The sequence below is a fragment of the Streptomyces sp. NPDC051662 genome (assembly GCF_040681655.1).
Classification (GTDB): Bacteria; Actinomycetota; Actinomycetes; order Streptomycetales; family Streptomycetaceae; genus Streptomyces.
Genome location: NZ_JBFAZD010000040.1, coordinates 1 through 26,353 on the forward strand (window position 1 = coordinate 1; position 26,353 = coordinate 26,353).

A 26,353-nucleotide genomic window follows, 5' to 3' on the forward strand; every position below is an offset into this window, starting at 1 on the left:
TTTCCTCCGGGCTTTTCCCTTCGGTCTTGCGTTTCCGACTCTATCAGACTCTTTCGTGTCCGATTCCCCGTCGGAGCGGGGCCGCCTTCCAGTTCTTCGCTTTCGCGTTTCCCTTTCCAGCGATTCCGACTTTACCAGAGTGATTCGAGTCGGATTCCCACCCGCCTCGGAAGCTCCAGGCATATGATTTACCCGGGTTCCCGTTGAGGTGGAGCCGTAAACGTACTGGAGCGGGGGGCCTCGAAGCAAATCGAGACCCCCCGCTCCAGGTGGCGCATCGGACGGTGCGTCAGATACGCCGGTTACGTCAGACCTCGACCACCACGGGCAGGATCATCGGGCGCCTGCGGTACGTGTCCGAGACCCACTTGCCCACCGTGCGGCGCACGAGCTGCTGGAGTTGGTGCGGTTCGGCGACGCCGTCCGAGGCCGCCTTGCCGATGGCCTCTTCGACCTTGGGCAGTACGGCGGAGAACGCGGTGTCCTCGATACCCGAGCCGCGGGCCTGGAAGTGCGGGCCGCCGACGACCTTGCCCGTGGTGGAGTCGACCACCACGAAGACCGAGATGATGCCCTCGTCGCCGAGGATGCGGCGGTCCTTGAGGGAGGTCTCGGTGACATCGCCGACCGACAGGCCGTCCACGTACACATAGCCGGCCTGGACCTTGCCCACGATCCTGGCCCTGCCGTCGACCAGGTCGACCACCACGCCGTCCTCCGCGATGACGATGTGGTCCTTGGGGACCCCGGTCAGCGCGCCCAGCTCGGCGTTGGCGCGCAGATGGCGCCATTCGCCGTGGACCGGCATCAGGTTCTTGGGCTTGCAGATGTTGTAGAAGTACAGGAGCTCGCCGGCCGAGGCATGGCCCGAGACATGGACCTTGGCATTGCCCTTGTGGATGACGTTCGCGCCCCATCGGGTCAGGCCGTTGATCACGCGGTAGACCGCGTTCTCGTTGCCCGGGATGAGGGACGACGCCAGGATGACCGTGTCGCCCTGGACGATCCGGATCTGGTGATCGCGGTTGGCCATGCGCGAGAGCGCGGCCATCGGCTCGCCCTGGGAGCCCGTGCAGACCAGGACGACCTCGTGGTCGGGAAGGTCGTCAAGTGTCTTGACGTCGACGACCAGACCGGCCGGGACCCTGAGATAGCCCAGGTCGCGGGCGATACCCATGTTGCGGACCATCGAGCGGCCGACGAAGGCGACCCTGCGCCCGTACTCGTCGGCGGCGTCGAGGATTTGCTGGATGCGGTGGACGTGGCTGGCGAAGCTCGCCACGATGATCCGCTTCTGCGCGCTCCCGAAGACCTGTCGCAGGACGTTCGAGATGTCGCGCTCGGGCGGGACGAAGCCCGGGACCTCCGCGTTGGTGGAGTCCGAGAGCAGGAGGTCGATGCCCTCCTCGCCGAGCTTGGCGAAGGTGGGCAGGTCGGTGAGCCTGCGGTCCAGCGGGAGCTGGTCCATCTTGAAGTCGCCGGTGTGCACCGCCATGCCCGCGGGTGTGCGGATGGCGACGGCCAGGGCGTCCGGGATGGAGTGGTTGACCGCGACGAACTCGCAGTCGAACGGGCCGATCCGCTCGCGGTGCCCCTCGGTGACCTCAAGGGTGTACGGGCGGATGCGGTGCTCCTGGAGCTTCGCCTCGATCAGCGCGAGGGTCAGCTTGGAGCCGATCAGCGGGATGTCCGGCTTCAGCCGGAGCAGGAACGGGACACCGCCGATGTGGTCTTCATGGCCGTGCGTGAGCACGACCCCGTCGATGTCGTCGAGACGGTCCCGGATGGTGGTGAAGTCCGGCAGGATCAGGTCGATACCGGGCTGCTCCTCCTCGGGGAAGAGGACGCCGCAGTCGACGATGAGCAGACGGCCGTTGTACTCGAAGACCGTCATGTTGCGGCCGATCTCGCCCAGACCTCCGAGCGGGGTGACACGCAGGCCGTTCTTGGGAAGCTTCGGCGGCGCGCCGAGTTCAGGATGCGGATGACTCAAAAGACTCTCCTCACCACACGCGCCACGTGCCGCGGGGGCACGTGGCGCGCATGACATTCGTGCACTTGCTGTTGTCTGTGTGGACCGATGCCGGTGTGGACCGACATGTCGGTTTGTATCGATCGATCATGTCTTCGCGTATTCAGTTGTGAAGTCTGTGATCAGAGCTGTACCCCGCCGGCGGCCAGATCGATCTTGAGCTGAGCGGTTTCATGGTCCGACAGCTCGACGAGCGGGAGGCGCAGCGGTCCGGCCGGCAGCTTCTGCAGGGTGAGGGCGGCCTTGGTGGTGATGACGCCCTGGGTACGGAACATGCCGGTGAAGACCGGCAGCAGCTTCTGATGGATCTCGGTGGCCTTCTGAACGTCACCGGTGAGGTGGGCGTCGAGGAGTTCGCGCAGCTCCGGCGTGACCACATGGCCGACCACGGAGACGAAGCCGACCGCGCCGACGGAGAGCAGCGGGAGGTTGAGCATGTCGTCGCCCGAGTACCAGGCCAGGCCGGACTGGGCGATGGCCCAGCTGGCGCGGCCGAGGTCACCCTTGGCGTCCTTGTTGGCGACGATGCGCGGGTGCTGGGCGAGCCTGACGATCGTCTCGGTGTCGATGGGGACACCGCTGCGGCCCGGGATGTCGTAGAGCATGACCGGCAGCTCTGTCGCGTCCGCGATGGCGGAGAAGTGCCGGAACAGGCCCTCCTGCGGCGGCTTGTTGTAGTACGGGGTCACCGCGAGCAGTCCGTGCGCTCCGGCTCGTTCGGCCGTGCGGGCCAGCTCCAGGCTGTGCCGGGTGTCGTTCGTGCCGACGCCGGCGACGATGTGGGCCCGATCTCCGACGGCCTCCAGGACGGCCCGTACCAGCTGCTCTTTCTCCGCGTCACTGGTGGTCGGCGACTCACCGGTGGTGCCGTTCAGGACCAGCCCGTCGTTGCCCGCGTCCACGAGATGGAGGGCGAGCCGCTGGGCACCGTCGAGGTCGATTGCGCCGTCCGCCGTGAAGGGCGTGACCATCGCGGTGAGGACCCGCCCGAAGGGGGTCTGCGGAGTGGAGATCGGAGCCATGGGTAACACGCTACTCGCTGCTCAGCTCACCGTGTCCCTTTGGGGGACGGGACAAGAGGAGCCCGGCACTGCCTGCTCGGGGGTTCAAGCAGTGCCGGGTCCGTTTGATCAGCCTAGATGAACTTCTCGAAACGCCGCAATCCGGACACTTCACTCGGCCGACCGTACATCTGTGCTCCGGACACGCCGGACGACGCCACTTCGGACTTACTCGTCTAGGGCGCGACCCGGCCGTTCGCGTTGAAGGCCGCGTGGGTGAGCGGCATGAGCTTCGCCCAGTGCTGCTCCATCCGCTCTCCGACCATCTCGATCTCCCGCTGGGGGAAAGACGGGGTCTTCGCCTGTTCGTGCTGGGTGCGCAGGCCGAGGAAGTGCATCAGCGAGCGTGCGTTGCAGGTGGCGTACATCGACGAGAAGAGCCCGACGGGCAGCACGGCGCGGGCCACCTCGCGGGCCACCCCCGCCGCCAGCATCTCCTGGTACGCCTCGTACGCCCGTACGTAGGAGTCCTCCATGACGCGGCTGGTCAGCTCCCGCTGCTCGTCGGTGCCGTCGACGAACACGTACTTCCCCGGACGGCCCTCCTGGACGAGCTTGCGCGACGCGTCGGGCACGTAGAAGACCGGCTGGAGCTCGCGGTAGCGGCCGGATTCCTCGTTGTACGACCAGCCCACGCGGTGCCGCATGAACTCGCGGAAGACGAAGATCGGGGCGCTGATGAAGAAGGTCATCGAGTTGTGCTCGAAGGGGCTGCCATGGCGGTCCCGCATCAGGAAATTGATGAGTCCCTTCGACCGCTCGGGGTCCTTCGAGAGCTCTTCCAGGGACTGCTCGCCGGCGGTCGAGACGCGCGCGGCCCACAGCACATCGGAGTCTCCGGCGGCGTGCTTGACCAGCTCGACGGTGACATCGCTGCGGAAGCTCGGTTTGGTCTCGGTGGGGGTGTCGCTCACCGGCGGGGGTCCTTCCATTCGCATCGCACGGGCGGCGCCCACTCTACGGCGCGCCACTGACAGCGATGGACGGGCCGACCTTCCACGACGTTCATTGGTCAATTCGGGGAATTCGGGCACCGAATGGCGCGGTTGTTCGTCTCACTGATCAGAGGCTGAGTAGCAGCCGACACACCAGCGTCGTTCCATCACAAGATCGCAAGGAGAGTCCCCCCATGTTCCGCCGGCGAGAGGCCGTCCCGTTCGCATTCGTCGCCGAGGCCGACAGCTTCCGCAGTAACGTCACGCCCCCGCCCAAACAGCGGGCCGCCACCTCCGAGCTCGTCAGCCGTACGCTGATCGGGCTGACCGTCGCCGCCGGATTCACCGGCGCGCTGCTCTTCGGGCTGCCGTCCCTGGAAACGAATCAGTCGTCCGGGCATACGCAGCAGTCCGAGGCGTCACAGGGCCGCTGACTCGTCCGGACCCCCTGGGGTGGTCCGGTCGGGTCGGTGATCGGTAGCCTCACCGGGCATAGCAATCGAGCGTGCTTGTGAGTGAGGATCAGTCGTGCCCCTGCCCTTCTTGACGGCCGACCGGGCTTTTGACGCGACCGATGACGTCGCCCTGCCCTTCGACAATCATGATCATTGGCGGCGTCCATACCGCCCAGGCCCCTGGCGCGTGGTGGCGGCGGCGCTGCTTCTACTGCTCGCCTCGTTCGTCCTTCTCGCGGCGATGATCATCGCGTTCGCGGGCGCGCTGTCCGGCGCGACCGTGTGTTTGGTCGTCGCGGCGGTGGGGATCGCCGTCGCGCTGCGCCTGCTTCGCATGGGCGCGTGGGTCAGTCGGCACGGCGTACGCCGGGTGGGACTGCTGCTGACGAAGACCGTGCCCTGGAACCAGATCACGGCCGTACGCACCGTCCAGCAGCCGGTGCGCTGGCTCGGGCTGCCGCGCACCGTACAGGGGCAGGCGCTCCTCGTCGCACGCCGCCAGGGTGAGCCGATTCAGCTGCTCACCGACCACAACGCGGACTTTCTGTCGCGTGGTGAGGCGTTCGATCGGGCTGCCGACACGGTAGAGGCCTGGGGCGACGAGTACCGCGACGTCTGACGCCGCCGTACGGGCGGAGAGCGGTTCGAGCGGGGTCCGGCCATGACAGGCCGGGCCCCGCTCTGCCGTGTGCGCGCCCGTGGTGGACTGCTGACTCGTCCAGGGTCAGACCCGTACGGGTTTGCCGTCCCGGAGTGCGATGGCCCGCTGCATGGCCTTGCGGGCGCGGGGGGTGTCCCGGGCGTCGTGGTAGGCGATCGCGAGCCGGAACCAGCAGCGCCAGTCGTCGGGCGAGTCCTCGGTCTCGGCGCGGCGCTCGGCGAAGACGGCGTCCGCGGAGTCCCGGTCGATCCGGCCCCCGGCCGTACGGACCAGTGTGTCGACCGGCAGGCCGCCCTCGGCGTCCAGCTCCGCCGCGAGCCGGTTGGCCCGGGCGACGAACTGGGTGTTCTTCCAGAGGAACCAGATACCGATGAGCGGCAGGACCAGCACGGCGACACCGAAGGTGATGGTGAGCGCCGTGCCCTGCTCGATCAGCAGCACTCCCCGGCTGCCGACGAGGACGAAGTAGACGACCAGAACGGCGGCCGTGACGCAGTAGGTGATCTTCGCACGCATGGGATCAGCTCAGGTCGAGGAAGTGTTCGAGGCCGAAGGTGAGGCCGGGGGCGGAGACCACGCGCCGTACACCGAGCAGGATGCCCGGCATGAAGCTGCTGTGGTGCAGGGAGTCGTGCCGGACGGTGAGGGTCTCGCCCTCGCCGCCGAGGATGACCTCCTGGTGGGCGAGGAGGCCGCGGAGCCGTACGGAGTGCACCGGCACCCCGTCGACATCGGCGCCGCGCGCGCCGTCCAGCGCCGTGACCGTGGCGTCGGGCTGGGGGGCGCTGCCCGCCGCCGCGCGGGCCGCGGCGATCAGCTGGGCCGTACGGACGGCGGTGCCGGAGGGCGCGTCGACCTTGTTCGGATGGTGCAGCTCGACGATCTCGACCGACTCGAAGTAGCGGGCCGCCGTCTCGGAGAACTTCATGGTGAGGACCGCGCCGATGGAGAAGTTCGGCGCGATCAGCACGCCGGTCTCCGGGGAGGCGGCCAGCGAGGTGTTCAGCTGCGCGAGCCGCTCGTCGGTCCAGCCCGTGGTGCCGACGACCGCGTGGATTCCATGACGTACACAGAAGTCGAGGTTGCCCATCACCGACGCCGGGGTGGTGAGCTCCACCGCGACCTGGGCGCGGCTCTCCACCAGGGTCTCCAGCTTGTCGCCCCGGCCGAGGGCCCCGACCAGTTCCAGGTCGTCGGCGGCCTCGACGGCCCGTACCGCCTCGGCGCCGATACGGCCCCTGGCTCCGAGAACGGCCACGCGCAGCTTGCTCATTGCTCTGCTTCCTTCAGCGTCGGGGTGCGGCCCGGTCGGTCAGGAGACCACGTCGTCGAGGCGGTCCGCCTGCTTGTCCTTGAGAGGTCCGATGACGGACAGCGAGGGACGGTGTCCCAGTACGTCGCGGGCGACCGCGCGTACGTCGTCGGGGGTGACGGCGGATATCCGCCCCAGCATGTCGTCCACGGACATCTGGGCGCCCCAGCACAGCTCGCTCTTGCCGATCCGGTTCATCAGTGCTCCGGTGTCCTCCAGACCGAGGACGGTGGAGCCGGAGAGCTGGCCGATGGCGCGGCCGATCTCCTCGTCGCTGAGCCCTTCCTCGGCGGCCCGGTCGAGCTCGTCGCGGCAGATCTTCAGGACGTCGTGGACCTGGCTGGGCCGGCAGCCCGCGTAGACCCCGAAGAGCCCGCAGTCGGCGAAGCCCGAGGTGTACGAGTAGACGCTGTAGGCGAGCCCGCGCTTCTCCCGTACCTCCTGGAAGAGCCGTGAGCTCATTCCGCCGCCGAGGGCGGTGTTCAGGACGCCGAGCGCCCAGCGGCGCTCGTCGGTGCGTGCCAGGCCCGGCATGCCGAGGACCACATGGGCCTGCTCGGTCTTGCGGTTCAGCAGGTCGACCCGGCCCGCGGTGCGCACGGAGCGGCTGCCGTCGCGGGGCGCCAGGGGCTCGGCGTCCGTACGGGACAGGGCGCCGGCCTTCTCGAACGCCTTGCGGACCTGTCGTACCACCGTGGCGTGGTCGATGTTGCCCGCGGCGGCAACGATGAGACGTGTCGGGTCGTAGTGCTTCTTGTAGAAGCGCGCGATCCGGTCACGGTCGAGGTCGTTGATGGTGTCGACGGTGCCGAGCACCGGCCGGCCGAGGGGGGAGTCGCCGAACATGGTCTTCGCGAACAGGTCGTGTACGCAGTCGCCCGGGTCGTCCTCGGTCATGGCGATCTCTTCGAGGATCACCCCGCGCTCGGCGTCGACGTCGGTGGCCTCGATGAGCGAGCCGGTGAGCATGTCGCAGACGACATCGATGGCCAGCGGCAGATCGGTGTCGAGGACCCGCGCGTAGTAGCAGGTGTACTCCTTCGCCGTGAAGGCGTTCATCTCGCCGCCGACCGCGTCGATGGCGGAGGAGATGTCGAGGGCGCTGCGCCGGCTCGTGCCCTTGAAGAGGAGGTGCTCCAGATAGTGCGTGGCGCCGTTGAGCGCCGGGGTCTCGTCGCGGGAGCCGACCTGCACCCAGATCCCGAAGGTCGCGGAGCGTACCGACGGGAGGGTTTCGGTGACGACGCGCAAGCCGCCGGGGAGGGTCGTACGGCGGACCGTACCGATCCCGTTCTCGCCCTTGAGCAGAGTTTGGGTACGGGCGACGGCCCGCGCCTCCGAGGAGGTGCGGGCCGTCGTCCTGGTGCTGGCTGTCACTTCGCGGCTTCGTCCTTCGCCTCTTCGGACTCTCCGGCCTCTTCACCCTCGATGACGGGGATCAGGGAGAGCTTGCCGCGCTGGTCGATCTCGGCGATCTCGACCTGGACCTTCTGGCCCACGCCGAGGACGTCCTCGACGTTCTCCACGCGCTTGCCGCCGGCGAGCTTGCGGATCTGCGAGATGTGCAGCAGACCGTCCTTGCCCGGGAGCAGCGACACGAACGCGCCGAAGGTGGTCGTCTTGACGACCGTGCCCAGGTAGCGCTCGCCGACCTCCGGCATGGTCGGGTTGGCGATGCCGTTGATCGTGGCGCGGGCGGCCTCGGCGGCCGGTCCGTCGGCGGCACCGATGTAGATCGTGCCGTCGTCCTCGATCGTGATGTCGGCGCCGGTGTCCTCCTGGATCTGGTTGATCATCTTGCCCTTGGGGCCGATGACCTCGCCGATCTTGTCCACGGGGATCTTGACGGTGATGATCCGCGGGGCGTTCGGGGACATCTCGTCCGGGACGTCGATGGCCTCGTTCATCACATCGAGGATGTGGAGGCGGGCGTCGCGGGCCTGCTTCAGCGCGGCGGCCAGGACCGAGGCGGGGATGCCGTCGAGCTTGGTGTCGAGCTGGAGCGCGGTGACGAACGTCTTCGTACCGGCGACCTTGAAGTCCATGTCGCCGTAGGCGTCCTCCGCACCGAGGATGTCGGTGAGGGCGACGTAGTGCGTCTTGCCGTCGATCTCCTGCGAGATCAGGCCCATGGCGATACCGGCGACGGGAGCCTTGAGCGGCACACCGGCGTTCAGCAGCGACATGGTGGAGGCGCAGACCGAGCCCATGGACGTCGAGCCGTTGGAGCCCAGCGCCTCGGAGACCTGGCGGATCGCGTACGGGAACTCCTCGCGCGTCGGCAGCACCGGCACGATGGCGCGCTCGGCGAGCGCGCCATGGCCGATCTCGCGGCGCTTCGGGGAGCCGACGCGGCCGGTCTCACCGACGGAGTAGGGCGGGAAGTTGTAGTTGTGCATGTAGCGCTTGCGGGTCACCGGCGAGAGGGTGTCCAGCTGCTGCTCCATGCGGAGCATGTTGAGGGTGGTGACGCCCAGGATCTGGGTCTCGCCACGCTCGAAGAGCGCCGAGCCGTGTACGCGCGGGATGGCCTCGACCTCGGCGGCGAGCGTACGGATGTCCGTGACACCGCGGCCGTCGATACGGACCTTGTCCTTGATGACGCGCTCGCGCACCAGGGACTTGGTCAGCGCGCGGTAGGCGCCGGAGATCTCCTTCTCGCGGCCCTCGAACTGCGGAAGCAGCTTCTCGGCGGCGAGCTCCTTGACGCGGTCGAGCTCGGCCTCGCGGTCCTGCTTGCCGGCGATGGTGAGCGCCTGGGACAGCTCGCTCTTGACGGCGGCGGTCAGCGCCTCCAGGACATCGTCCTGGTAGTCGAGGAAGACCGGGAACTCACCGGTGGGCTTGGCGGCCTTGGCGGCGAGGTCGGACTGGGCCTTGCACAGCGCCTTGATGAAGGGCTTCGCGGCTTCCAGACCGGCGGCGACGATCTCCTCGGTGGGAGCCTCGGCGCCGTCCTTGACGAGCTGGATGGTCTTCTCGGTGGCCTCCGCCTCGACCATCATGATCGCGACATCGCCGTCGTCCAGCACACGGCCGGCGACGACCATGTCGAAGACGGCGTCCTCCAGCTCGGTGTGGGTCGGGAAGGCGACCCACTGGCCCTTGATCAGGGCGACACGGGTGCCGCCGATCGGGCCGGAGAAGGGCAGGCCGGCCAGCTGCGTGGAGCAGGAGGCGGCGTTGATGGCGACCACGTCGTACAGGTGGTCGGGGTTGAGCGCCATGATCGTCTCGACGATCTGGATCTCGTTGCGCAGGCCCTTCCTGAAGGAGGGGCGCAGCGGGCGGTCGATCAGGCGGCAGGTGAGGATCGCGTCCTCGGACGGCCGGCCTTCCCGGCGGAAGAAGGAGCCGGGGATCTTGCCGGCCGCGTACATCCGCTCCTCGACGTCCACCGTCAGGGGGAAGAAGTCGAGCTGGTCCTTGGGCTTCTTGGAAGCGGTGGTGGCCGACAGCACCATGGTGTCGTCGTCCAGGTACGCCACGGCGGAGCCGGCGGCCTGCTTGGCCAGCCGTCCCGTCTCGAAGCGGATGGTGCGGGTGCCGAAGGTTCCGTTGTCGATAACGGCCTCGGCGTAGTGGGTCTCGTTCTCCACTAGTGCTTTCTCCTCGTGTTCGTCCGGTGCCCGTGTGGCAGGGGACGTGGCGGAGAAGCGCTCCTTGGTGCGGGCCGGTCTTCGATCGAAGCACCCGGGGCCGCGGCATGGGCCGCGATCCGTCCGGGAGCCACTACCGAGGACCGGCGGCGGCGGAGTTCGCTCCTCCTCTTCAGTTGTGCTCGTGCGACCAGATTACTGAGCTTCGCCGCAGGATGACATTCCGGTTGTCCCGGGCGGGGCGCTCGTGGGCCCGGTACGGGGGCGGTCGCCCCATCCGTACGTACGCACATACGCGAAAGGAGCGGCCCCCTGGAAGTGGGAACCGCTCCCTTCACGGTGTCTTACTTGGCACCGCCGGCCGCACCGCGGCGGATGCCGAGGCGGTCGACCAGCGTACGGAAGCGCTGGATGTCCTTCTTGGCCAGGTACTGCAGCAGCCGACGGCGCTGACCGACCAGGATGAGCAGACCACGACGGGAGTGGTGGTCGTGCTTGTGGGTCTTGAGGTGCTCGGTCAGGTCCGAGATCCGGCGCGACAGCATGGCGACCTGGACCTCGGGGGAGCCGGTGTCACCTTCCTTGGTGCCGAACTCGGTCATGATCTGCTTCTTCGTAGCGGCGTCGAGCGACACGCGTACTCCTCGTGGGTCTTCATGGCCACCGAGTGCCCCAGGTCGAATTCTCTGGGGAGCTTCCGTTACTCGGGAGGCGGGGATCCGTTGGGCGCTGTTCCGGACGGTCCCGGAACGCGTACACAAACGGCCGCTACGTAGCGTACCAGCCCGTTCAGGAGGTCAGCGCCCGGATGGAGTGGTAGACGTCGAAGACCGCCAGACAGAGCGGTACGAGCGTCAGCAGGACGAAGGCCTCCGCGATCTCCAGGAAGCGCCCCCAGAAGGGGGTCACCCCCTTGCTCGGCACGATCAGACCGATGGCGGTGATCAGGGCGGCGACGGCCGCGACCGCGGTGGTGAGCCAGACCGTACGGATGTCGAGCGCCGTGCCGTCACCGCGCAGGGCCTCGTACATCAGATTCGACGGCGGGTTGAGGCAGAGCCCCAGCACCAGCAGCGCCAGGGCGCCGAGGCCCGCGGCCAGGGCGCAGCCGACCTGGGCGGTGTAGCGGAAGAGATGGGCGCGCATCAGCATGGCGATGCCGGTGGCGAGTGCGAGCAGCTGTCCCCACACATTGTCGGAGAAGCCGAGCACCGCGGTGGCGCCCACGGCCACCAGAGCGCAGCCGCCGACCAGTCCGACCAGCAGTTCATGACCACGGCGGGCCTGGGCCGCGATGCGTTCGGCGTCGACCGGGCCCTGGGGTACGGGGTCGGCGCCGTAGTCGCCGACGGACGAACGGGGCGGCTCGAAGCCGATGGGGAGCCGGGCGAAGCGGGTGGAGAGGCCGGGCAGGAACGCCAGGGCCCCCACGGCGAGCGGGGCGCAGACCGCGGCGGTCTCGACGGGGGTCATGTCGGTCATGATCGCGACGAAGGTCACCAGCAGGCCGACGGCGGCGGCGAACACGAACGCGACGAAGGCACCGTCCCCGCTCGGGGTGACGATCATCAGGATCACCGCGGCGACGAGCACGGCCGCGCAGGCGAGCAGGAACTGCAGCCTGCCGGTGCCCTGGCCCTGAGCGAGGGAGAGCAGCCCGGAGCCGGCGACGCCCGCGTTCGCCAGTGATCCGATGCCCAGGGCGATGGACGAGCCCCGGTCGTCGTAGACCCGCGCCCGTACGCCGGCGAGCGCGAGCAGCAGGACGGCCGTGACGGCGGCGAGGATGCCGGGCAGGCCGTGCATGTCGTGCCGGGGGTCGGCGGTCCACAGCACGAAGGAGAGCAGGACCAGCAGGACCGAGCCGCCGAAGAGCCCGGCGCCGCGCATCAGACCGTCGGTCCAGAGCGTGCGGTCGCGGGCCACGGCGGTGGCGACGGCGTCGGAGACATCGTCGAAGACCGCCGGCGGCAGGGATTCGGCGAAGGGCCGCATCGAGAGCAGTTCGCCGTCGAGGATGCGCTGGGCCGCCAGGGAGCGCGCGCTGTCGAGTACGGTGCCGTCCCGGCGCACCAGGTGGTACCCGACCGGGGCGCCCTCCGCGGGGCTCTGTCCCGACAGCCTGAGGATCTCCGGATAGAGATCGGCGACGGGGATGTCCTCGGGCAGTGCCACATCGACGCGTCCGTCCGGCGCGACGACCGTGATCCGGCAGAAGCCGGTCCCGCCGCCGGCCGGGGCCGCGGGACCGGGGTGACCGGTTCCTGCGGCCGCCGCTTGGGCCGTCTGGGCCGTCATACTCACCTGCTGCTCCCCCTTGTGGTTCTGATGGATCGTGTACCCGTGATGGCTCGCGTACCTGGATCACGTCCATGGATCGTGCTCCATGGTCCGCACGCGTGGATCCGGTACGTGAATCCGATGCGCGGATCCTGTGAGTGGATCGTGTGGAACGTGGGCCGCGTGCTGGTACCGGGCCTCGCACTACGACCCGAATCACCCTGTTTTTTGCAGTAGTTCACGGGTGCGCAAACACGTCGCGCCACCCTACCGCCAAGCCTCCGTCCGCCACGCAAGTAGGATCCCTGACCGCGGATGGAACCCGTCGCCACGGGGGCGCCGATAGGAAACATTCCGTCCGGCAAGGGAATTGGTGAGCTGTGAGCCAGATCGTCGTCAAGCGCCCACCACGGGTCCTGCCTGCCGAAGTACCCGGCGAGCAGGTGCAAGTGCAACCTCCGCCCGAGCTGCCGCGAGGACAGCAGGAGGGCGCGCTGATGCAGCTGCTGCCGATGCTGGGCATGGGCGGTTCGGTCGTCTTCTTCTTCATGACCCCGAACCCGATCATGCGGATCATGGGCATGGTGATGATCGCGTCGACGGTCGCCATGGCCATCGCGATGCTGGTCCGTTACCGGCGGGGCACCCAGGGCCAGCTCGCCGACATGCGGCGCGACTATCTCAAGTACCTGACACAGACCCGGCGTGCGGTACTGCGCACCGCGCGCCTCCAGCGTGACGCGCAGTACTACCTCCATCCGTCGCCGGAGCAGCTGTGGGCGCTGGTCGCCGAGGGCAGCCGGGTGTGGGAACGGCGGGTGGGTGACGTCGACTTCGGGCAGGTACGTATCGGCCTGGGCAACCAGCAGCTCGCGACCCCGCTCATCGCGCCCGAGACGGCGCCGGTGGACGATCTGGAGCCGCTCACCGCGGGGGCGATGCAGCAGTTCCTGACGGCGCACAGCACGCTGGGCGGGCTGCCGATGGCCGTCTCGCTGCGTGCCTTCTACCATCTGACGGTCAGCGGTGAGCCGGAGTGCGTACGCTCCACGGCCCGCGCCGTCGTCTGCTCGCTCGCCTCCCTGCACTCCCCCGACGACCTGGTCATCGCCGTCGCCGCCGGGCGTGAGGCGGCACCGCGGTGGGAGTGGGCGAAGTGGCTTCCGCATGTGCAGCTTCCGGGCAGCACGGACGGCGCGGGCAGCAGGCGTCTGATCACCACCGACGCACGGGAGTTGGAAGAGCTGCTCGCGGGCCGTCTGGAGGGCCGTCCGCGCTTCCAGCCCGGCGGTCAGCCGCTGCTCGACCAGCCGCACGTCGTCGTCGTACTCGACGGCCAGTCGGTGCCCGCCATGTCGGCGCTCGCCGCGGCGGAGGGCCTCCAGGGTGTGACGGTCATCGAGGTCGTGCCCGGCGAGGTCACCGGCGCGCGCGGCGGGCTGTCCGTGGTCGTACACCCCGACTCGCTGCAACTGGAGTCCGGGCACGGCCTGGTGTACGACGGGGCACCCGACCAGCTGAGCGCCGAGGCGGCCGAGGCGCTCGCCCGTCAGCTGGCGCCGCTCACGGTGGCCTCGGGCGGGGACGACGACGAACCGCTGCTCGCCAACCTCGACTTCACCGATCTGCTGAATCTGGGCGACGCGGCGTCCGTCGATGTCACCCGCACCTGGCGGCCTCGGTCACAGGCCGAGCGGCTGCGGGTCCCGATCGGTGTCGGCGAGGACGGCACACCCGTGATGCTGGACCTGAAGGAGGCCGCGCAGGAGGGCATGGGTCCGCACGGCCTGTGCGTGGGCGCGACCGGCTCCGGCAAGTCCGAGCTGCTGCGTACGCTCGTACTGGGCCTGGCCGTCACGCACTCCTCCGAGACCCTCAACTTCGTCCTCGCGGACTTCAAGGGCGGCGCGACCTTCGCCGGGATGTCGCAGATGCCGCATGTCGCCGCGGTGATCACCAACCTCGCGGACGACCTGACGCTGGTCGACCGGATGGGCGACTCCATCCGCGGTGAGCTCAACCGCCGCCAGGAGATGCTGCGCGACGCGGGCAACTACGCCAACATCCACGACTACGAGAAGGCACGGGCCGCGGGCGCGCCGCTCCAGCCCATCCCCTCCCTCGTGCTGGTCATCGACGAGTTCAGCGAACTCCTCACCGCCATGCCGGACTTCATCGAGATGTTCGTGCAGATCGGACGCATCGGGCGGTCGCTGGGCGTTCATCTGCTGCTGGCCTCGCAGCGGTTGGAGGAGGGGCGGCTGCGCGGTCTGGAGACGTATCTGTCGTACCGGATCGGTCTGCGGACGTTCTCCGCGGCCGAGTCCCGTGCGGCGCTGGGTGTGCCCGACGCCTACCAGCTGCCCAATGTGCCCGGCTCCGGTTATCTGAAGTTCGGTACGGACGAGATGGTGCGGTTCAAGGCCGCCTATGTCTCCGGGGTGTACCGCACGAACCAGCAGCGGGCGGTGGCCCCCGGTGGGCCGCTCCCGGTGGACCGCAGGCCCGTGGCGTTCACGGCGGCTCCGGTGCCCGTACGGTACGTCGAGCCGAGCACCGCCCGGCCCGATGTGCCCGAGGCGCGTTCGGGTGAGGACGACGCGCTGGCCGACTCCGTACTCGATGTGATCGTGCGGCGGCTGGAAGGCCGGGGCGCGGAGGCCCACCAGGTGTGGCTGCCGCCGCTGGACAACCCGCCGGCGCTGGACGAACTGCTGCCGGGACTCGCCGGGGTGGAGGGACGCGGGCTGACACAGCCCGGGTTCGAGGGCGCGGGCCGTCTCGTCGTACCGCTCGGTGTGGTCGACAAGCCGTACGAGCAGCGCCGCGACACGCTCTACCGGGACTTCTCCGGGGCCGCGGGCCATATGCAGATCGTCGGTGGTCCCCAGTCGGGCAAGTCGACGCTGCTGCGGACGATCATCTCGGCGTTCGCGCTGACCCATACGCCGCAGGAGGTCCAGTTCTACGGACTCGACTTCGGTGGTGGCGGTATGTCCTCGATCGCGGGCCTGCCGCATGTCGGCGGGGTCGCGTCGCGCCTCGACCCGGAGCGGGTACGGCGTGCGGTCGCCGAGGTGTACGGGATCCTGTCGCGGCGCGAGGAGTACTTCCGCGGCGCGGGCATCGACTCCATCGCCACGTACCGCAGGCTACGGGCGCGTGGCGACATCTCGCCGACGGACCAGCCGTGGGGTGATGTGTTCCTGGTCATCGACGGCTGGGGCAACTTCCGTTCGGACTACGAGGGCCTGGAGCAGGCCGTCCTCGACATCGCGGCGCGCGGGCTCGGCTATGGCATCCATGTGATCCTCACGGCCTCGCGCTCGATGGAGGTCCGGGCGAATCTCAAGGACCATCTGATGAACCGCCTGGAGCTGCGGCTCGGTGACACGATGGACTCCGAGCTGGACCGCAAGTCCGCGGTCAATGTCCCCACCGGGGTGCCGGGGCGTGGTCTGACACCGGAGAAGCTGCACTTCATGGCGGCGGTCCCGAGGATCGACGGGATCAACTCCGACAGCGATCTGTCCGAGGCCACGGCCGCGATGACCCAGGAGGTCTCCCGGCACTGGACCGCACCGGGCGCCCCGGCCGTACGCCTGCTGCCGCGCGAACTGCCGATGGCGGACCTTCCGGCGGGCTTCGCCCACCCGGAGCGCGGGGTGGCCTTCGCCATCGACGAGAACAACCTGGAACCGGTCTTCGTCAACTTCGAACAGGACCCGTTCTTCCTGGTGTTCGGCGAGAGCGAGGCCGGCAAGACGAACATCCTGCGGCTGCTCATCAAGCAGCTGACCGAGCGGTACGACGGCGACTCGTGCAAGCTCTTCGTGATCGACAACCGCCGTGCGCTGCTGGACGCCACCCCGGCCACACACCTGGCGGAGTACGTCCCCATGTCCAACAACATGGAGCACCATGTGGACGCGCTGGTCGATCTGATGCGGCGCCGTACACCGTCGGCTGATGTCACCGCACAGCAGCTGCGGGACCGCAGCTGGTGGCGCGGCCCGGACGTGTACGTGGTCGTCGACGACTACGACCTGGTCTCCACGTCGAGCGGCAACCCCCTGGCGAAACTGACGGAACTGCTCCCCTTCGCGCGCGACGTGGGCGTCCGCTTCATCATCGCCCGCAACGCGGCGGGCGCGAGCAGGGCCGCGTACGAGCCGTTCATGCAGCGGATGACGGAACTGGGCGCGCAGGGCGTGCTGCTCTCCGGCGACCCGCAGGAAGGTGACGTGCTCGGCAACGTCAGGATGCGCCCGATGCCGGTTGGCCGGGGAATCTTCGTCTCGCGGCGCCGCGGAAACCCGCTGGTGCAGACCGGGCTGATGCCCTCGCAGGAGGAGCGGTGATCGGGGCGGGGGTCTTCGCGGCCTTCTTCGCGGTGCTGTTCCTGGGTCTGGCGTTCATGGACCAGCGCAAGGTGTGGTGGCGGTTCCAGGCGAGACGCTTCGAGAACCCGGAGGCGCACGAGCCGTCGGACGGGCTGATCCGGGGGCGGAAGCTGGCGCTGATCGGGGTGGCGCTGTTCCTCGGGTGGCAGGCGGTGGAGATGTTCCGGCTGGCGGGGATGGCGTCGTGAGCTCTCGTGGCGCGTGCGTGGGGCGGGCGTGAGGCGTGCGTGAGGCGTGCGCGGAGCTTTCGTGCGGACATCCGTGCGGCCGGTACTCACGGGTGAACGCGGGCGCGTTGATGGGTTGAGTGGCTTGATGGCTTGAAAGCTTGATCGACCGGCGGGGTGATCCGGGCATGGCGCGAACCGAGCATGCGGCGATTCAGCAGTGAACACGGGGAGATGTACGGATGGCATGGGACGAGTGGGAACAGCTCAAGTCCTCGGCGGCAGCCAACCAGCCGACGAAGATGCGGCTCAACGGGATCCCGGAGGAGGACCGGCCCAACGCCGGCAAGGCGACCGGCGATCTTGAGGTGACGCAGAAGGACTTGGCGGCGATCGGTGACGAGTCGTTCAAGCTGTACAACCGGCTGTGGGAGGAAGCGCGGGTCACCAGCACCGATACCGCCGCGGCTGATCTGAAAGGCCAGGGGTTCGAGCTCGGCGGTGCTCTGAGTCATATATCGGTGCGCTGGGACCGGCAGCTCAACTCGCTCATGGACGCTTGCGCGCTCATTTCGAACCACATGGACTTCACGGACAAGGCGCATCAGGGCGACGAGATCTTTATCGAGCGCCATGTGAGCAGCATCGCCACCCTCGACGCCGGCTTCGACGAGCCGTGGGCGGATCCGGGCAAGAAGAACGAGGTCTACGGCGAGAACAAGAAGAAGGACGAGTAGGGCTGGGCGGACTCAGCGGGACTGGAAAGACCAGAGGGACTAGAGGGACAACGGGGAGAAACACATGGATTTCGAAGCCCTTCATTCTGCCAACTTCAAACTGCTCGACGACGTGGTCGACGACTGGACGAAGATGCTCGGCAAGCTGGCCGACCTCAAGAAGGACGCGAAGGACGGTCTGCACGGCAAAGCCAACAAGGCCAACTGGGCCGGCTACAACGCCACGGTCTCCCGCGAATTCATCGGCAAGACCGCCGGAGAGTTCGGCGACGCCCACCCCAGGCCGAGTCCATCCGCAACATCCTCCGCGACACCCAGGGTGAGTTGAAGACCCAGCAGCGGCTGCTCAAGGAAGCCATCGAGCGCGGTCGGGGCAACCACATGTCCGTCAAGCCGACGGGCAGCGGCTTCACCGTCACCCCGAATCCCGACCCGGCACCCGCGAACGGCCAGAAGGACGTCGACGCCCTGCGGGACGAGCTTGAGGGAATCCTCAGAACAGCGACGGAGATAGACAGCACGGCGTCCACGTCGCTCAAGGCGCTCGTCGATCTCACCGACTACGGATTCTCGGGTCAGAAGTACGCCGATCGCGATGCGGCCGCCAACGCGATCAAGGAAGCGGAGAACCTGGCCCGTATCGCGAAGAAGAATCCGGAAGACCTGACGGTCAAGGAGTTCGACGCGCTCAACGCGGGCCTGAAGAAGTACTCGGGCGACGAACTCTTCGCCGAGCGTTTCGCCGAGCAGCTCGGCCCCAAGGGGACACTTGAGTTCTGGGCGGGCATCGCTGATCCCCACAAGAACAGGGACGTGTACTTCGCTCGGCGTGAAGAGCTCGACGATCTACAGAAGAACCTCAGTCTGACGCTCGCCACCGCGACTCAGGCGGACACGCCTGAAATGCAGCGGTGGAAGTGGGAGATGACGGATCTCGGAAGCCAGCCCATTAACAAGAACAGCACCGTCCAGGGCTTCCAGGTCATGAGCAACCTGATGCGCTGGGCAACTTCGACGACCAGTTCCTCAAGAGCTACGGCACCGAACTCATGGAGACCGAGAAGGCGGCCACGAGCAACGGCCGCCACGGGGCTTCGATCTGGAACCCAGAACTAGTGGGTCCGATCCTGAACCGCACCGGCGAGGACTCCGGCTCGGACCCCATGGTCGGCTTTCTGAAGGCGCTGTCGAACAGCCCCGACGCCGCGACGGACTTCTTCAATGACCCGTTCCTGTCGAAGGAGGAGGACCACGACTTCGAGCAGGACAAAGACGACGACGGAAAAATGGCCAAGCGGAGTCTCAGTAACTTCGACTACCTCTTCGAGGAGCGGGACTGGCCGCCGGACCGGGACAAGGACGGCGAGGACAGCATCTCGGGCCGGAACAACCTGGCGCTGGCCCTGGAAGCGGCCACGACGGGGCACCCGGCGGGCGAGCTGCCGACTCTGGACACTCCCGCTCACTGGCGGCATCGTGGCAGGCGGACTGGCAGGCACCGCGACGGATGAAATTCTTGGCGCCCTCACCGAGGGATCGATGAAGGACAGTTCCGACGAAGTCATCTACCGTAACGGCCAGGAACTGAGCGCCACACGGGATTCCACCTACACACTTATCGAATCGGCTGCCGAGAAGGCAGGAGAGAACGCAAAGAATCCGTCACCGGCCATTGTTTCCGCTGCCGCTGCTGCCGCAGAGGAAGGTTTCAACAACGCCAAGACAAACATCGGCGATGCGTTCGAAGGTGAAGGAAAACCCCGGGAACTGGAGAAAGAGAAATAATCGCATGTTTGTCATGTCGAAGAAGTTCCTCATCCCGGTCGCGGCGCTGGTCGTAATCGGCTTGGCAACCGGCATGTTCTACCTGCTCGGGCTGCCTCCGTTCGAGAAACGCGGCGAAATAAAAGCAAGCGACATCTGCGAGTCCCTCGGCAACCCGGCGAAAGCGGTGTCAGCGCTCGAAGCGACATTGCCGAGCGAATCAGAGTATTCCTTCGAGGACACTGTGACCGGCAAGAACGTGGCACAGGAAGGCTCCAGTTTCACAGCCGCCTGCTTCGCCTACGGAGATGAGAAAACGCTCCTGAGCGCAAAAACAGAAATGTTGCTCACCGAGCCTGCCGAAAGTTGGGCGGACTACGCTCTGGACGAGAAGAGCGGATCGGATCGCGAGAGCTTCGAAGCAGGTTCCGCGGGCTTCATCACGGCGAACAACAAGGCTGCGGTTCAGGTGCCTTGCGCCAAAGCGGGAACCATTCCGGGCGGCGAGTACAGCCTCAGCGTCGTCGTTGATCTGAAGCAGAAAGAGGCTTCCAGCGAGGCGGAAGTACGTCAAGGCCTCAAGGGCCTCACTATCGAGGCAGCGCGCTACTCCCATGAGAAGGCGAAGTGCAACCTCCCTTCCGGGCTCCCTGAATAGCGGTCCAGCCGCAGGTCACGGGCTTTCGCTCTGGGCTGACCTGCGGCTTTGCCGTGACGTCAAATAGAAGAATAATCGCGTGGCTGTCATGTCGAAGAAGTCTACGCGACGGTACGGGTCGACGGCGCCCCTCACTCGGCGTCCGTCTACCTGTGCGGCTCGACTGATTGCCGACCAGGCTGTCCCACGCGGCTCGACCCCCTCGATCCAAGCCATTCACATCAACCGGAAGGCACCCCTATGTCAAAACTGACCGACAGTCGAGGCAGCCGTGCCGCCACCGCTTGTGTTGCCCTGGTCCTCCTCGCGGGCTGCGGCGGGAACTCGGATTCGGAGGCGGGAGGGAGCGACGGCAAACCCCTCAACGCGCAGGAGACTCAGGCGATACTGCCGGACGCGGAGGCTATGCCCGGATGGCGAGTTTCGCTTGCTCCCGCGGCGTATCCCCTTAAGGAAGCCCTGTCAAAGGGTGTGACGCGATGTGTCGGAGAGGAAGGGAAGTCCTGCGACAACGTCCAATTCTCCGGTGCTTCGGCCTTCCTGGCCGACAGGAAACCCGTTGTGTCGTTCCTCGCCTACGCGTACAAGGACACCGCGTCCGCTGAATCGGCGTACGAATCGGTATGGGAGGCATGGAAGGAGAGGGCTCCCGAGGCGAGGAAGCTGAACCTCGGTGCGATCGGCGAACGCCGCGACGCGGTGCAGGGACTGAACGCGGCGATGGACGAAGGGTCGAAGGGGATCATCGCTCAAGTGCGCGTCGGCACCGTCATCTTGCTGGTCACGGGACAAGCCGCTCCCAAGATGGAGATGGCTGACACCTTGATCACGGAGTTCGCCACCACCTTCTCGGAACGCGCTCAGGAGACACAGAAGTAGGGCGGCGGCGCCGAATTCCACGGAGCAATCTCTGTCAGATCAACACGAACGAGGGTCACTTTGAAGCGTGTCGGAGAACGAGGCCGATTCATGTCCTGGCCGTTCGCCGTGGCGGGCACCAGCGCGGTGCTGGCGCTGATAGCGGGGTGCGGCGGGGGCGGCGGAGGCGGAGGGGATGCCTCGGCACTCAGCGAGCAGCAGATAGAGCTGGCCGTCCCCGACGCGAAGGCGGTACCGGGCTGGGAGACCGTCAGTCCGCGGGCCTCGGGGTCCATGAAGGAGCAGACTCTGCGAGGGTCCCTGTGCCCCAAGAAGGGGCAGGAGGCCTGTAAAGGCGCCCGTTTCATGGGCACCGCCCGGTTCAAGGGGGCGGAGGAGATGCAGGTCGGCTTCTGGGCCATTGCCTATCAGGACGAGAAGTCCGCCGAATCCGCTTACGACCTCCACTGGGACTGGTCGAAGAAGGGCCTGGGCGAGGCCAAGATTCTCGACCTCGGCAGCCTCGGCGAACAGCGCGACGCCGAGCAGGGGATCAGCGGCTACCAAGGGGACAGACGCGCGATCGCGCAGGTGAGAGTCGGCACCGTAGTGCTGTGGGCGAGTCTCGACGCCTCCCGGGAGACGGGAATCGACGCCGGGCTCGTCAAGGACCTCGCGTCCGTGTTCGCCGTACGCGCGCAGGAAGCGCAGGACGGCAAGACGCCGGCGGCCAAGCTCGGCGCCTGAGCTTCGGCATGGGACGGCTGTACGCGTACAGGCCAGGGTGGGCACCTCCCGTGCGTGCCCACCCTGGCCTGTGATGACCGCTGGTAACCGGCTACCGCCTACCGGCTGCCTGGCTACTGGAAGTTCGCGGCGGACCTCTTGTCACCGCTCTGGTAGGCGGGGGCCGCCTCGCGGACCGCCGACGAGATCTTCAGAAGGCTGGTGTGGATCTCGGTGGCCCTACGGTCCCAGTCGGCCTGGGCGACGTTGTACGCCTCCCGGGCCTCGCCTTCCCACAGCTCGGACACCGACTTGATCTTCGCCTGGATGGCCTTGAGGCTCTGGTCGAGCTTGTCCGCCTGCTTCTTGATGTCGCCGGCGGCGGCCTCAAGTGAAGCGTAAGTGACGATCATCGTGCCGTCGTCATGTGCCATGGTGTCCTCCAACTACTGCCTGGGTGTGGTGCGATGGCCGAATTCGCGGAACGGCCATCAGGAATCAGAACTTGCTGAGGTTCGAGGTCCGCGCCTCGGCGCCGGCGTCGCCCGAGTAACCATCGGCCACGTCGATGCCCTTCAGGGCCGCCTCGACCTCGTCTTCGGTGTTGCCGGCGATCGTACGAGCCGCCTCGATCGCTTCCTGGAACTTGAGCAGCAGCTTGCCGATGCCGACCATGTTGTTGTTGATCTGCGTCTGCTTGGCGTTGAACGCGCCGGCGCCGATACCGCGCCAGGCGCCTTCGAGGCTGTCGATCGTCGCCTGCAGCGCGTGCAGCTGCCCCTTGACGTCGTCAAAGCTGTTGGTGAGCTCGCCTTGAAGCGACTTGAGGGCAACGCCATTGACCTTCTGGACTGCCATTGGTCTTCCTTTCTCGAAGATCCCGGTGGGTGTGTGTCTCCCCGGGCCGTGCGTGGGCCTCGACGGCGGGTGGTGCCGGGGCGGTGGAGGTATGTGCGGGTCGTACGGTGTACGGCTTGTACGGTCAGACGGTGCGGCGCTTGCGGAGGAAGAAGAAGGCTCCGCCCGCGAGGACCACGACGACCGCGGCCCCGCCGAGGATCAGGCCCAACTGGCTGTCGTCCTCTGTGCTCTTGCTTGCGCCCGCGGCGACGGCCTTGTCACCTTCGGGGGCCTCCGAAGCCCCTGCGGCCGGCTCCGAGGCCGACTCGGAAGGCGCGGAGGAGCCAGCGGAGGCGGAGGACTCGGACGAGCCGGGCGCGCCGGGAGAGCCGGGCGTCCGCTCATTGGTCAGAGGGCTGAGGTTCGGGTCGCCGGGCTTGCCCACGCCACGGTTGATGTGCGCGCCGGGACGCACGATGCCGTGACCGACGTAGTTGCTGACCGTGCCCGGCTTCGAGTCCTCGCTCCGGCCGGCGGACTCGAACATGACGCGGAGGACCTGGTTCGCGGTCCAATCAGGATTGGCGGACCAGATCAGGGCGGCGGAGGCGGAGGCGATCGCGGTGGCAGCACTGGTTCCATTGCTACCAAAACAGTAGCTCTTGAAGTTTGCGTCGCACCAACGGGGGAGGTTACTACCCGGGGCAGCTATGTCGACAAATTCTCCGTGCTGGGAGTAGTCGGCAACTTTCCCATCAGTGTCTGTCGCGGCAACACCCACGACCTGCGAATAGCTGGCCGGATACTGCTTCTTGTTGCCCTCCTTCGCACTGTTCCCCACTCCAGCAAAGAACAGCTTGCCTTTGCTTTGCGCGTACTTCACCGCGTCACTCTCGCCCATATTGGCGTATTCACTACCGAACGACATATTAATGATTTGCGCATCACTGTCTGCTGCGGCCCGGATAGCGTCTTCGGAGTCTTGGGCATTCACCTTCTTCTTGTTCTGAAGATCGGTGTTCGTGATCCGCATGGGAATGATCTTCGCGTCAGGTGCCAGGCCGCGCAAGCCGCCGCCTTCTCCCGTACCGGCGATCAGTTCGGCCATGGTTGTCCCATGACCGTTGTAGTCGTCTGTGGCTTCACCCTCGGTTTCTGAGGCATCGAACCCCTCAAGAACCTGTCCTCTCAGCGAGGGCGTGGACGGGTTGACACCCGTGTCGATAACAGCGACTTTGATGCCCTTCCCAGTGGCGGACTTCCAGATATCCTCAGCGTTCATCGCGTCCAAGTACCACTGCTTCGACCGCACATCATCTGCGGCAATGGCGGCCGGAGCCATACCGACGATGCCCAAGGTGCACGCGCCGACCACAGCCAGCGCGCGGAACAGCCCGCGCCGCACCACATTCGGGGCTCCGCGCTTCCGGGCCTGGCTCATTCCTGCCGTCATCCTGACTTCCGCACCTTCCCTGTGCTTATTCGATGACCGGCGGGACGGCACCACGCCGCCGAGCCGCCCACGTCTCTTCGTCTTCCGTCAGATAGTCAGGACGCTCTGATCCAGTGCGCTCCTGCTCCTCGTCCCTGGGCTGGTTCCGGCCCGGACCACGTACGAGTCCGGAGCCGCCCTGGGTGAAACCGCGCGCGCCGGGCCGTGCACCGGAAGAACCTCCGCGCGGGGTACCCACCACACCGTTCGAACTGGCCGTGCCTCGGCCTCCCGGCCGGGACGCTCCGTTCGGATTCGCACCGATGGCTCCCGGCTGACCGACTCGCCCGGCGGGAGGGCGTCCCGCCGACGTCCCACCGTTACCGATGACGGTTCCACGCGGAACGCGTGAGCCCGAGGAACCTGAGGTGGGGCGCTGCTGAGGCGTACCGCCCACGATGCCGCTCGTACGGCCTGCTCGTGGGCCCGTCCCCCCGCCCGTACCCGCTCGGCCCGCGGCGGGCTGGCCGGGCGTGCCCGGTCTACCGGCAGTGGTCTGGCCAGGGCCGCCGGAGCGCCCGGCCGGGGGACCACCGCCCGTCACTCCGGGACGCCCGGTCGTCGGTGCGGGGCGTCCGGCAGACGCAGAGCGATCTCCAGTGGCGCCTGGCTGTCCCGCCCTCCCCACAGGCGGTCCGCCTGCTCTGGACGTTCCGGTCGGACCCGGCACTCGTGACGTACCGCTCCGGGAGGTGTTGACCAATCCGGGAGCCATGGGAGGGAGGGGACCACCGCTGGGGCTTGGCGTCCCGGTGGGAGGGGTAACAGGCGTGGCGCTGGGGCTCGTGGTGGGGGGCGGAGGCGCCATGACGCTGTCGATCTGCATCGACGTCTCCGGAACCGGAACAGGGGCGACGGCACCGATGGTTTCGGCCCGAGGAACGCTGCTCTTACTCTCCAGATCCGCGCGACTCGACAACTGCTGTTGCACCGTATTTCCCTGCGGCTCGGCACTCCTCCCAGTGGTGGCTGAGTCCGAATCCTCAAACGGGTTACTGGGCCGCGGCACATTCGCCTTCAGCATCCCGGGGAACCTCGGCGGCTCGTGCCCAGCCAAAGACTCCTCGGAGACCGCGTAGAACGAGGCCAGGCGGTTCATCTGGTTGATGGCCTCCTGGCGGTCCTTCTCCACCTGCACGGCCTTGGCGTACTGCGGGTTGTCATCCGTGCGCTCCGGCAGGGAGAAGTCCTCGGCCTTCTTCGGGAACGGCCGTTCGTCACGCGGGGGCGTGGAGTTGCGCACCGAGGCCAGGCCGGTGCTCGCGACCTTCATCTGCGTACCGGCCGCGTTGGCGAACGTAGCCAGGGCCGAGGCGTGGTTCGCGAGCTCTCCCCCGAATCGTCGGAACTCGTTGCCGGACTCGCCTTTCCATTCGACCGACTCAACGTACCCACGCAGTTCTTCCGCGGCCTTGTTGAGGGCGGCCTTGGCCTCCACCAGAGCGTCGCCCGCGTCTTCCAGAGCGTCCGGGTTCGAAGACTCGACCAGGTCGATCATCGCGTTGAGCTGGGCGCCCTCGAAGCTCGTCTTCCCGAAGAACCCGCCGGGGCCGCTGCCCCCGAAGCCGAAGCCGATGCCCTCCATCGCCGCCGCGACGCGCTCGAAGGTGTCGGTCGCGGTGAACTGGCCCTGGATCAGGGCGGAGTCCTGCGCCTGCTGCTGCTCAGGGGTCAGCTCTGGCTGCTTCTCGCCACTCATCAGTTCATCACCCCAGGTCCTTCGTGCCGGTCTTGACGTCGTTACGCGGCTGCCCGGGCTCAGCGTTCTCGTCCCCGTGCGTCCTCGCCCGCTTCTCCTGAGCCTCTTGTTCCTCGAAGAGACGGCTCTGGATCGTGTGGAAGCGCTGCCGCAGCTCGTCCTCCACGTTGTTGAAGCCGACCTCCGCCGCGTGCACCCCGATGCTCAGCATCTCGATCTGATCGCCGAGAGACTTGGAGAGCTTGACGATCTCCGCATGGACACGGTTGTACTGAGTGAAGAACCCGTCCGCCTCCGCGAACGGCAGATTGCCACCGCTGAAGGAACTCCTCGAAATCCGGTGTGCGGCAACCTTCTTGTTGCCGGCGGCCCCGCTCTCAAGCTCCGTCAGCAGATCGTTCACCCTCGTCTGGAAACGCTTCAGGGCGCCGACGCCCTTCTCCAGGTCGCTCCTCGCGCCCGTTCCGCCCGAGCCACCGCTACCTGCATCATTTGACACGATGCCGTACCTCCCCGTTTGCTCACCCCCCGCACATCGTGATCGCGGTGATGTGAACAGCACTGATCACATGAAAGCCACTCTATCGACTGGGTCTGACAGCCCCAAGTGTCTTATCCATGACGTGACTTCCTCCTACGACGATCCTCACAACCCACACGGTCGCGATCCGCGC

22 protein-coding genes and 1 pseudogene are annotated in these 26,353 nt (G+C 67.3%); 9 read left to right on the forward strand and 14 right to left on the reverse strand.

Annotated elements, in window-relative coordinates; translation table 11 throughout:
- Positions 1-307 precede the first annotated feature (307 nt).
- From AB0M67_RS38040 to thyX, 3 genes are all read right to left on the reverse strand, one after another.
- Positions 308-1,993: a ribonuclease J gene (locus tag AB0M67_RS38040; protein ID WP_365752307.1), complete on the reverse strand. Its 1,686-nt coding sequence runs from the start codon at positions 1,991-1,993 to the stop codon at positions 308-310.
- A gap of 161 nt (positions 1,994-2,154) precedes the next feature.
- On the reverse strand, positions 2,155-3,054 hold the full coding sequence (gene dapA / locus AB0M67_RS38045; RefSeq protein WP_365752309.1) for a 4-hydroxy-tetrahydrodipicolinate synthase: 900 nt from the start codon (positions 3,052-3,054) through the stop codon (positions 2,155-2,157).
- A gap of 215 nt (positions 3,055-3,269) precedes the next feature.
- On the reverse strand, positions 3,270-4,007 hold the full coding sequence (thyX, locus tag AB0M67_RS38050; RefSeq protein WP_365752311.1) for an FAD-dependent thymidylate synthase: 738 nt from the start codon (positions 4,005-4,007) through the stop codon (positions 3,270-3,272).
- Positions 4,008-4,222: 215 nt separating this feature from the next.
- On the opposite strand from thyX, the gene AB0M67_RS38055 reads away from it, so the two are divergent.
- The gene (locus tag AB0M67_RS38055) at positions 4,223-4,462 is read left to right on the forward strand and encodes a hypothetical protein (RefSeq protein WP_365752313.1); all 240 of its coding nucleotides are present in this window, start codon (positions 4,223-4,225) and stop codon (positions 4,460-4,462) included.
- Between the two features lie 94 nt (positions 4,463-4,556).
- The gene (locus AB0M67_RS38060; protein ID WP_365752315.1) at positions 4,557-5,102 is read left to right on the forward strand and encodes a hypothetical protein; all 546 of its coding nucleotides are present in this window, start codon (positions 4,557-4,559) and stop codon (positions 5,100-5,102) included.
- Positions 5,103-5,207: 105 nt separating this feature from the next.
- Here AB0M67_RS38060 and AB0M67_RS38065 read toward each other — a convergent pair whose 3' ends face one another.
- From AB0M67_RS38065 to eccD, 6 genes are all read right to left on the reverse strand, one after another.
- The gene (locus tag AB0M67_RS38065) at positions 5,208-5,660 is read right to left on the reverse strand and encodes a hypothetical protein (protein WP_365752317.1); all 453 of its coding nucleotides are present in this window, start codon (positions 5,658-5,660) and stop codon (positions 5,208-5,210) included.
- Between the two features lie 4 nt (positions 5,661-5,664).
- Positions 5,665-6,417, reverse strand: coding sequence for a 4-hydroxy-tetrahydrodipicolinate reductase (dapB, locus tag AB0M67_RS38070; RefSeq protein ID WP_365752319.1), 753 nt, complete (start codon positions 6,415-6,417; stop codon positions 5,665-5,667).
- 39 nt (positions 6,418-6,456) lie between these two features.
- Positions 6,457-7,833 carry a pitrilysin family protein gene (locus AB0M67_RS38075; protein ID WP_365752321.1) on the reverse strand — a complete coding sequence of 459 codons (1,377 nt, stop codon included), beginning with the start codon at positions 7,831-7,833 and terminating at the stop codon, positions 6,457-6,459.
- Positions 7,830-10,055: a polyribonucleotide nucleotidyltransferase gene (locus tag AB0M67_RS38080; RefSeq protein WP_356511551.1), complete on the reverse strand. Its 2,226-nt coding sequence runs from the start codon at positions 10,053-10,055 to the stop codon at positions 7,830-7,832. The genes AB0M67_RS38075 and AB0M67_RS38080 overlap by 4 nt, the downstream gene beginning before the upstream one ends.
- A 344-nt stretch (positions 10,056-10,399) precedes the next feature.
- Positions 10,400-10,690 carry a 30S ribosomal protein S15 gene (gene rpsO / locus AB0M67_RS38085; RefSeq protein WP_030351649.1) on the reverse strand — a complete coding sequence of 97 codons (291 nt, stop codon included), beginning with the start codon at positions 10,688-10,690 and terminating at the stop codon, positions 10,400-10,402.
- A 154-nt stretch (positions 10,691-10,844) separates the two neighbouring features.
- Positions 10,845-12,353 carry a type VII secretion integral membrane protein EccD gene (gene eccD, locus AB0M67_RS38090; RefSeq protein WP_365752405.1) on the reverse strand — a complete coding sequence of 503 codons (1,509 nt, stop codon included), beginning with the start codon at positions 12,351-12,353 and terminating at the stop codon, positions 10,845-10,847.
- A 362-nt stretch (positions 12,354-12,715) separates the two neighbouring features.
- Here eccD and eccCa point away from each other — a divergent pair, with 362 nt between their 5' ends.
- The 7 genes and pseudogenes from eccCa (at position 12,716) to AB0M67_RS38125 (ending at position 21,669) form a co-directional block, all read left to right on the forward strand.
- A complete protein-coding gene (gene eccCa / locus AB0M67_RS38095; protein ID WP_365752323.1) occupies positions 12,716-16,696 on the forward strand; it encodes a type VII secretion protein EccCa in 3,981 nt (1,326 codons plus the stop codon).
- On the forward strand, positions 16,693-16,926 hold the full coding sequence (locus AB0M67_RS38100; protein WP_365752325.1) for a hypothetical protein: 234 nt from the start codon (positions 16,693-16,695) through the stop codon (positions 16,924-16,926). Before eccCa ends, AB0M67_RS38100 begins: the two co-directional genes overlap by 4 nt.
- Before the next feature lie 221 nt (positions 16,927-17,147).
- Positions 17,148-17,642, forward strand: a complete 495-nt coding sequence (locus AB0M67_RS38105; protein WP_365752327.1) for a hypothetical protein — start codon at positions 17,148-17,150, stop codon at positions 17,640-17,642.
- 64 nt (positions 17,643-17,706) lie between these two features.
- Positions 17,707-19,427 (forward strand): annotated as a pseudogene (locus tag AB0M67_RS38110) (hypothetical protein).
- 13 nt (positions 19,428-19,440) lie between these two features.
- Positions 19,441-20,064, forward strand: a complete 624-nt coding sequence (locus AB0M67_RS38115) for a hypothetical protein (RefSeq protein WP_365752329.1) — start codon at positions 19,441-19,443, stop codon at positions 20,062-20,064.
- A 240-nt stretch (positions 20,065-20,304) separates the two neighbouring features.
- Positions 20,305-20,943, forward strand: a complete 639-nt coding sequence (locus AB0M67_RS38120; RefSeq protein ID WP_365752331.1) for a hypothetical protein — start codon at positions 20,305-20,307, stop codon at positions 20,941-20,943.
- A 90-nt stretch (positions 20,944-21,033) separates the two neighbouring features.
- A complete protein-coding gene (locus AB0M67_RS38125; RefSeq protein WP_365752333.1) occupies positions 21,034-21,669 on the forward strand; it encodes a hypothetical protein in 636 nt (211 codons plus the stop codon).
- A gap of 113 nt (positions 21,670-21,782) precedes the next feature.
- Here the strand turns inward: AB0M67_RS38125 and AB0M67_RS38130 are convergent, their stop codons facing one another.
- The 5 genes from AB0M67_RS38130 to AB0M67_RS38150 form a co-directional block, all read right to left on the reverse strand.
- Positions 21,783-22,082 (reverse strand): WXG100 family type VII secretion target, encoded by a 300-nt coding sequence (locus AB0M67_RS38130; protein WP_365752335.1) that lies wholly within the window; start codon positions 22,080-22,082, stop codon positions 21,783-21,785.
- Between the two features lie 64 nt (positions 22,083-22,146).
- Positions 22,147-22,506 (reverse strand): WXG100 family type VII secretion target, encoded by a 360-nt coding sequence (locus AB0M67_RS38135; RefSeq protein ID WP_365752338.1) that lies wholly within the window; start codon positions 22,504-22,506, stop codon positions 22,147-22,149.
- Positions 22,507-22,630: 124 nt separating this feature from the next.
- On the reverse strand, positions 22,631-23,941 hold the full coding sequence (locus AB0M67_RS38140) for a S8 family serine peptidase (protein WP_365752340.1): 1,311 nt from the start codon (positions 23,939-23,941) through the stop codon (positions 22,631-22,633).
- A 25-nt stretch (positions 23,942-23,966) separates the two neighbouring features.
- Positions 23,967-25,679, reverse strand: coding sequence for a hypothetical protein (locus AB0M67_RS38145; protein ID WP_365752341.1), 1,713 nt, complete (start codon positions 25,677-25,679; stop codon positions 23,967-23,969).
- Between the two features lie 7 nt (positions 25,680-25,686).
- A complete protein-coding gene (locus AB0M67_RS38150; protein WP_365752343.1) occupies positions 25,687-26,178 on the reverse strand; it encodes a hypothetical protein in 492 nt (163 codons plus the stop codon).
- Between the last annotated feature and the right edge of the window lie 175 nt (positions 26,179-26,353).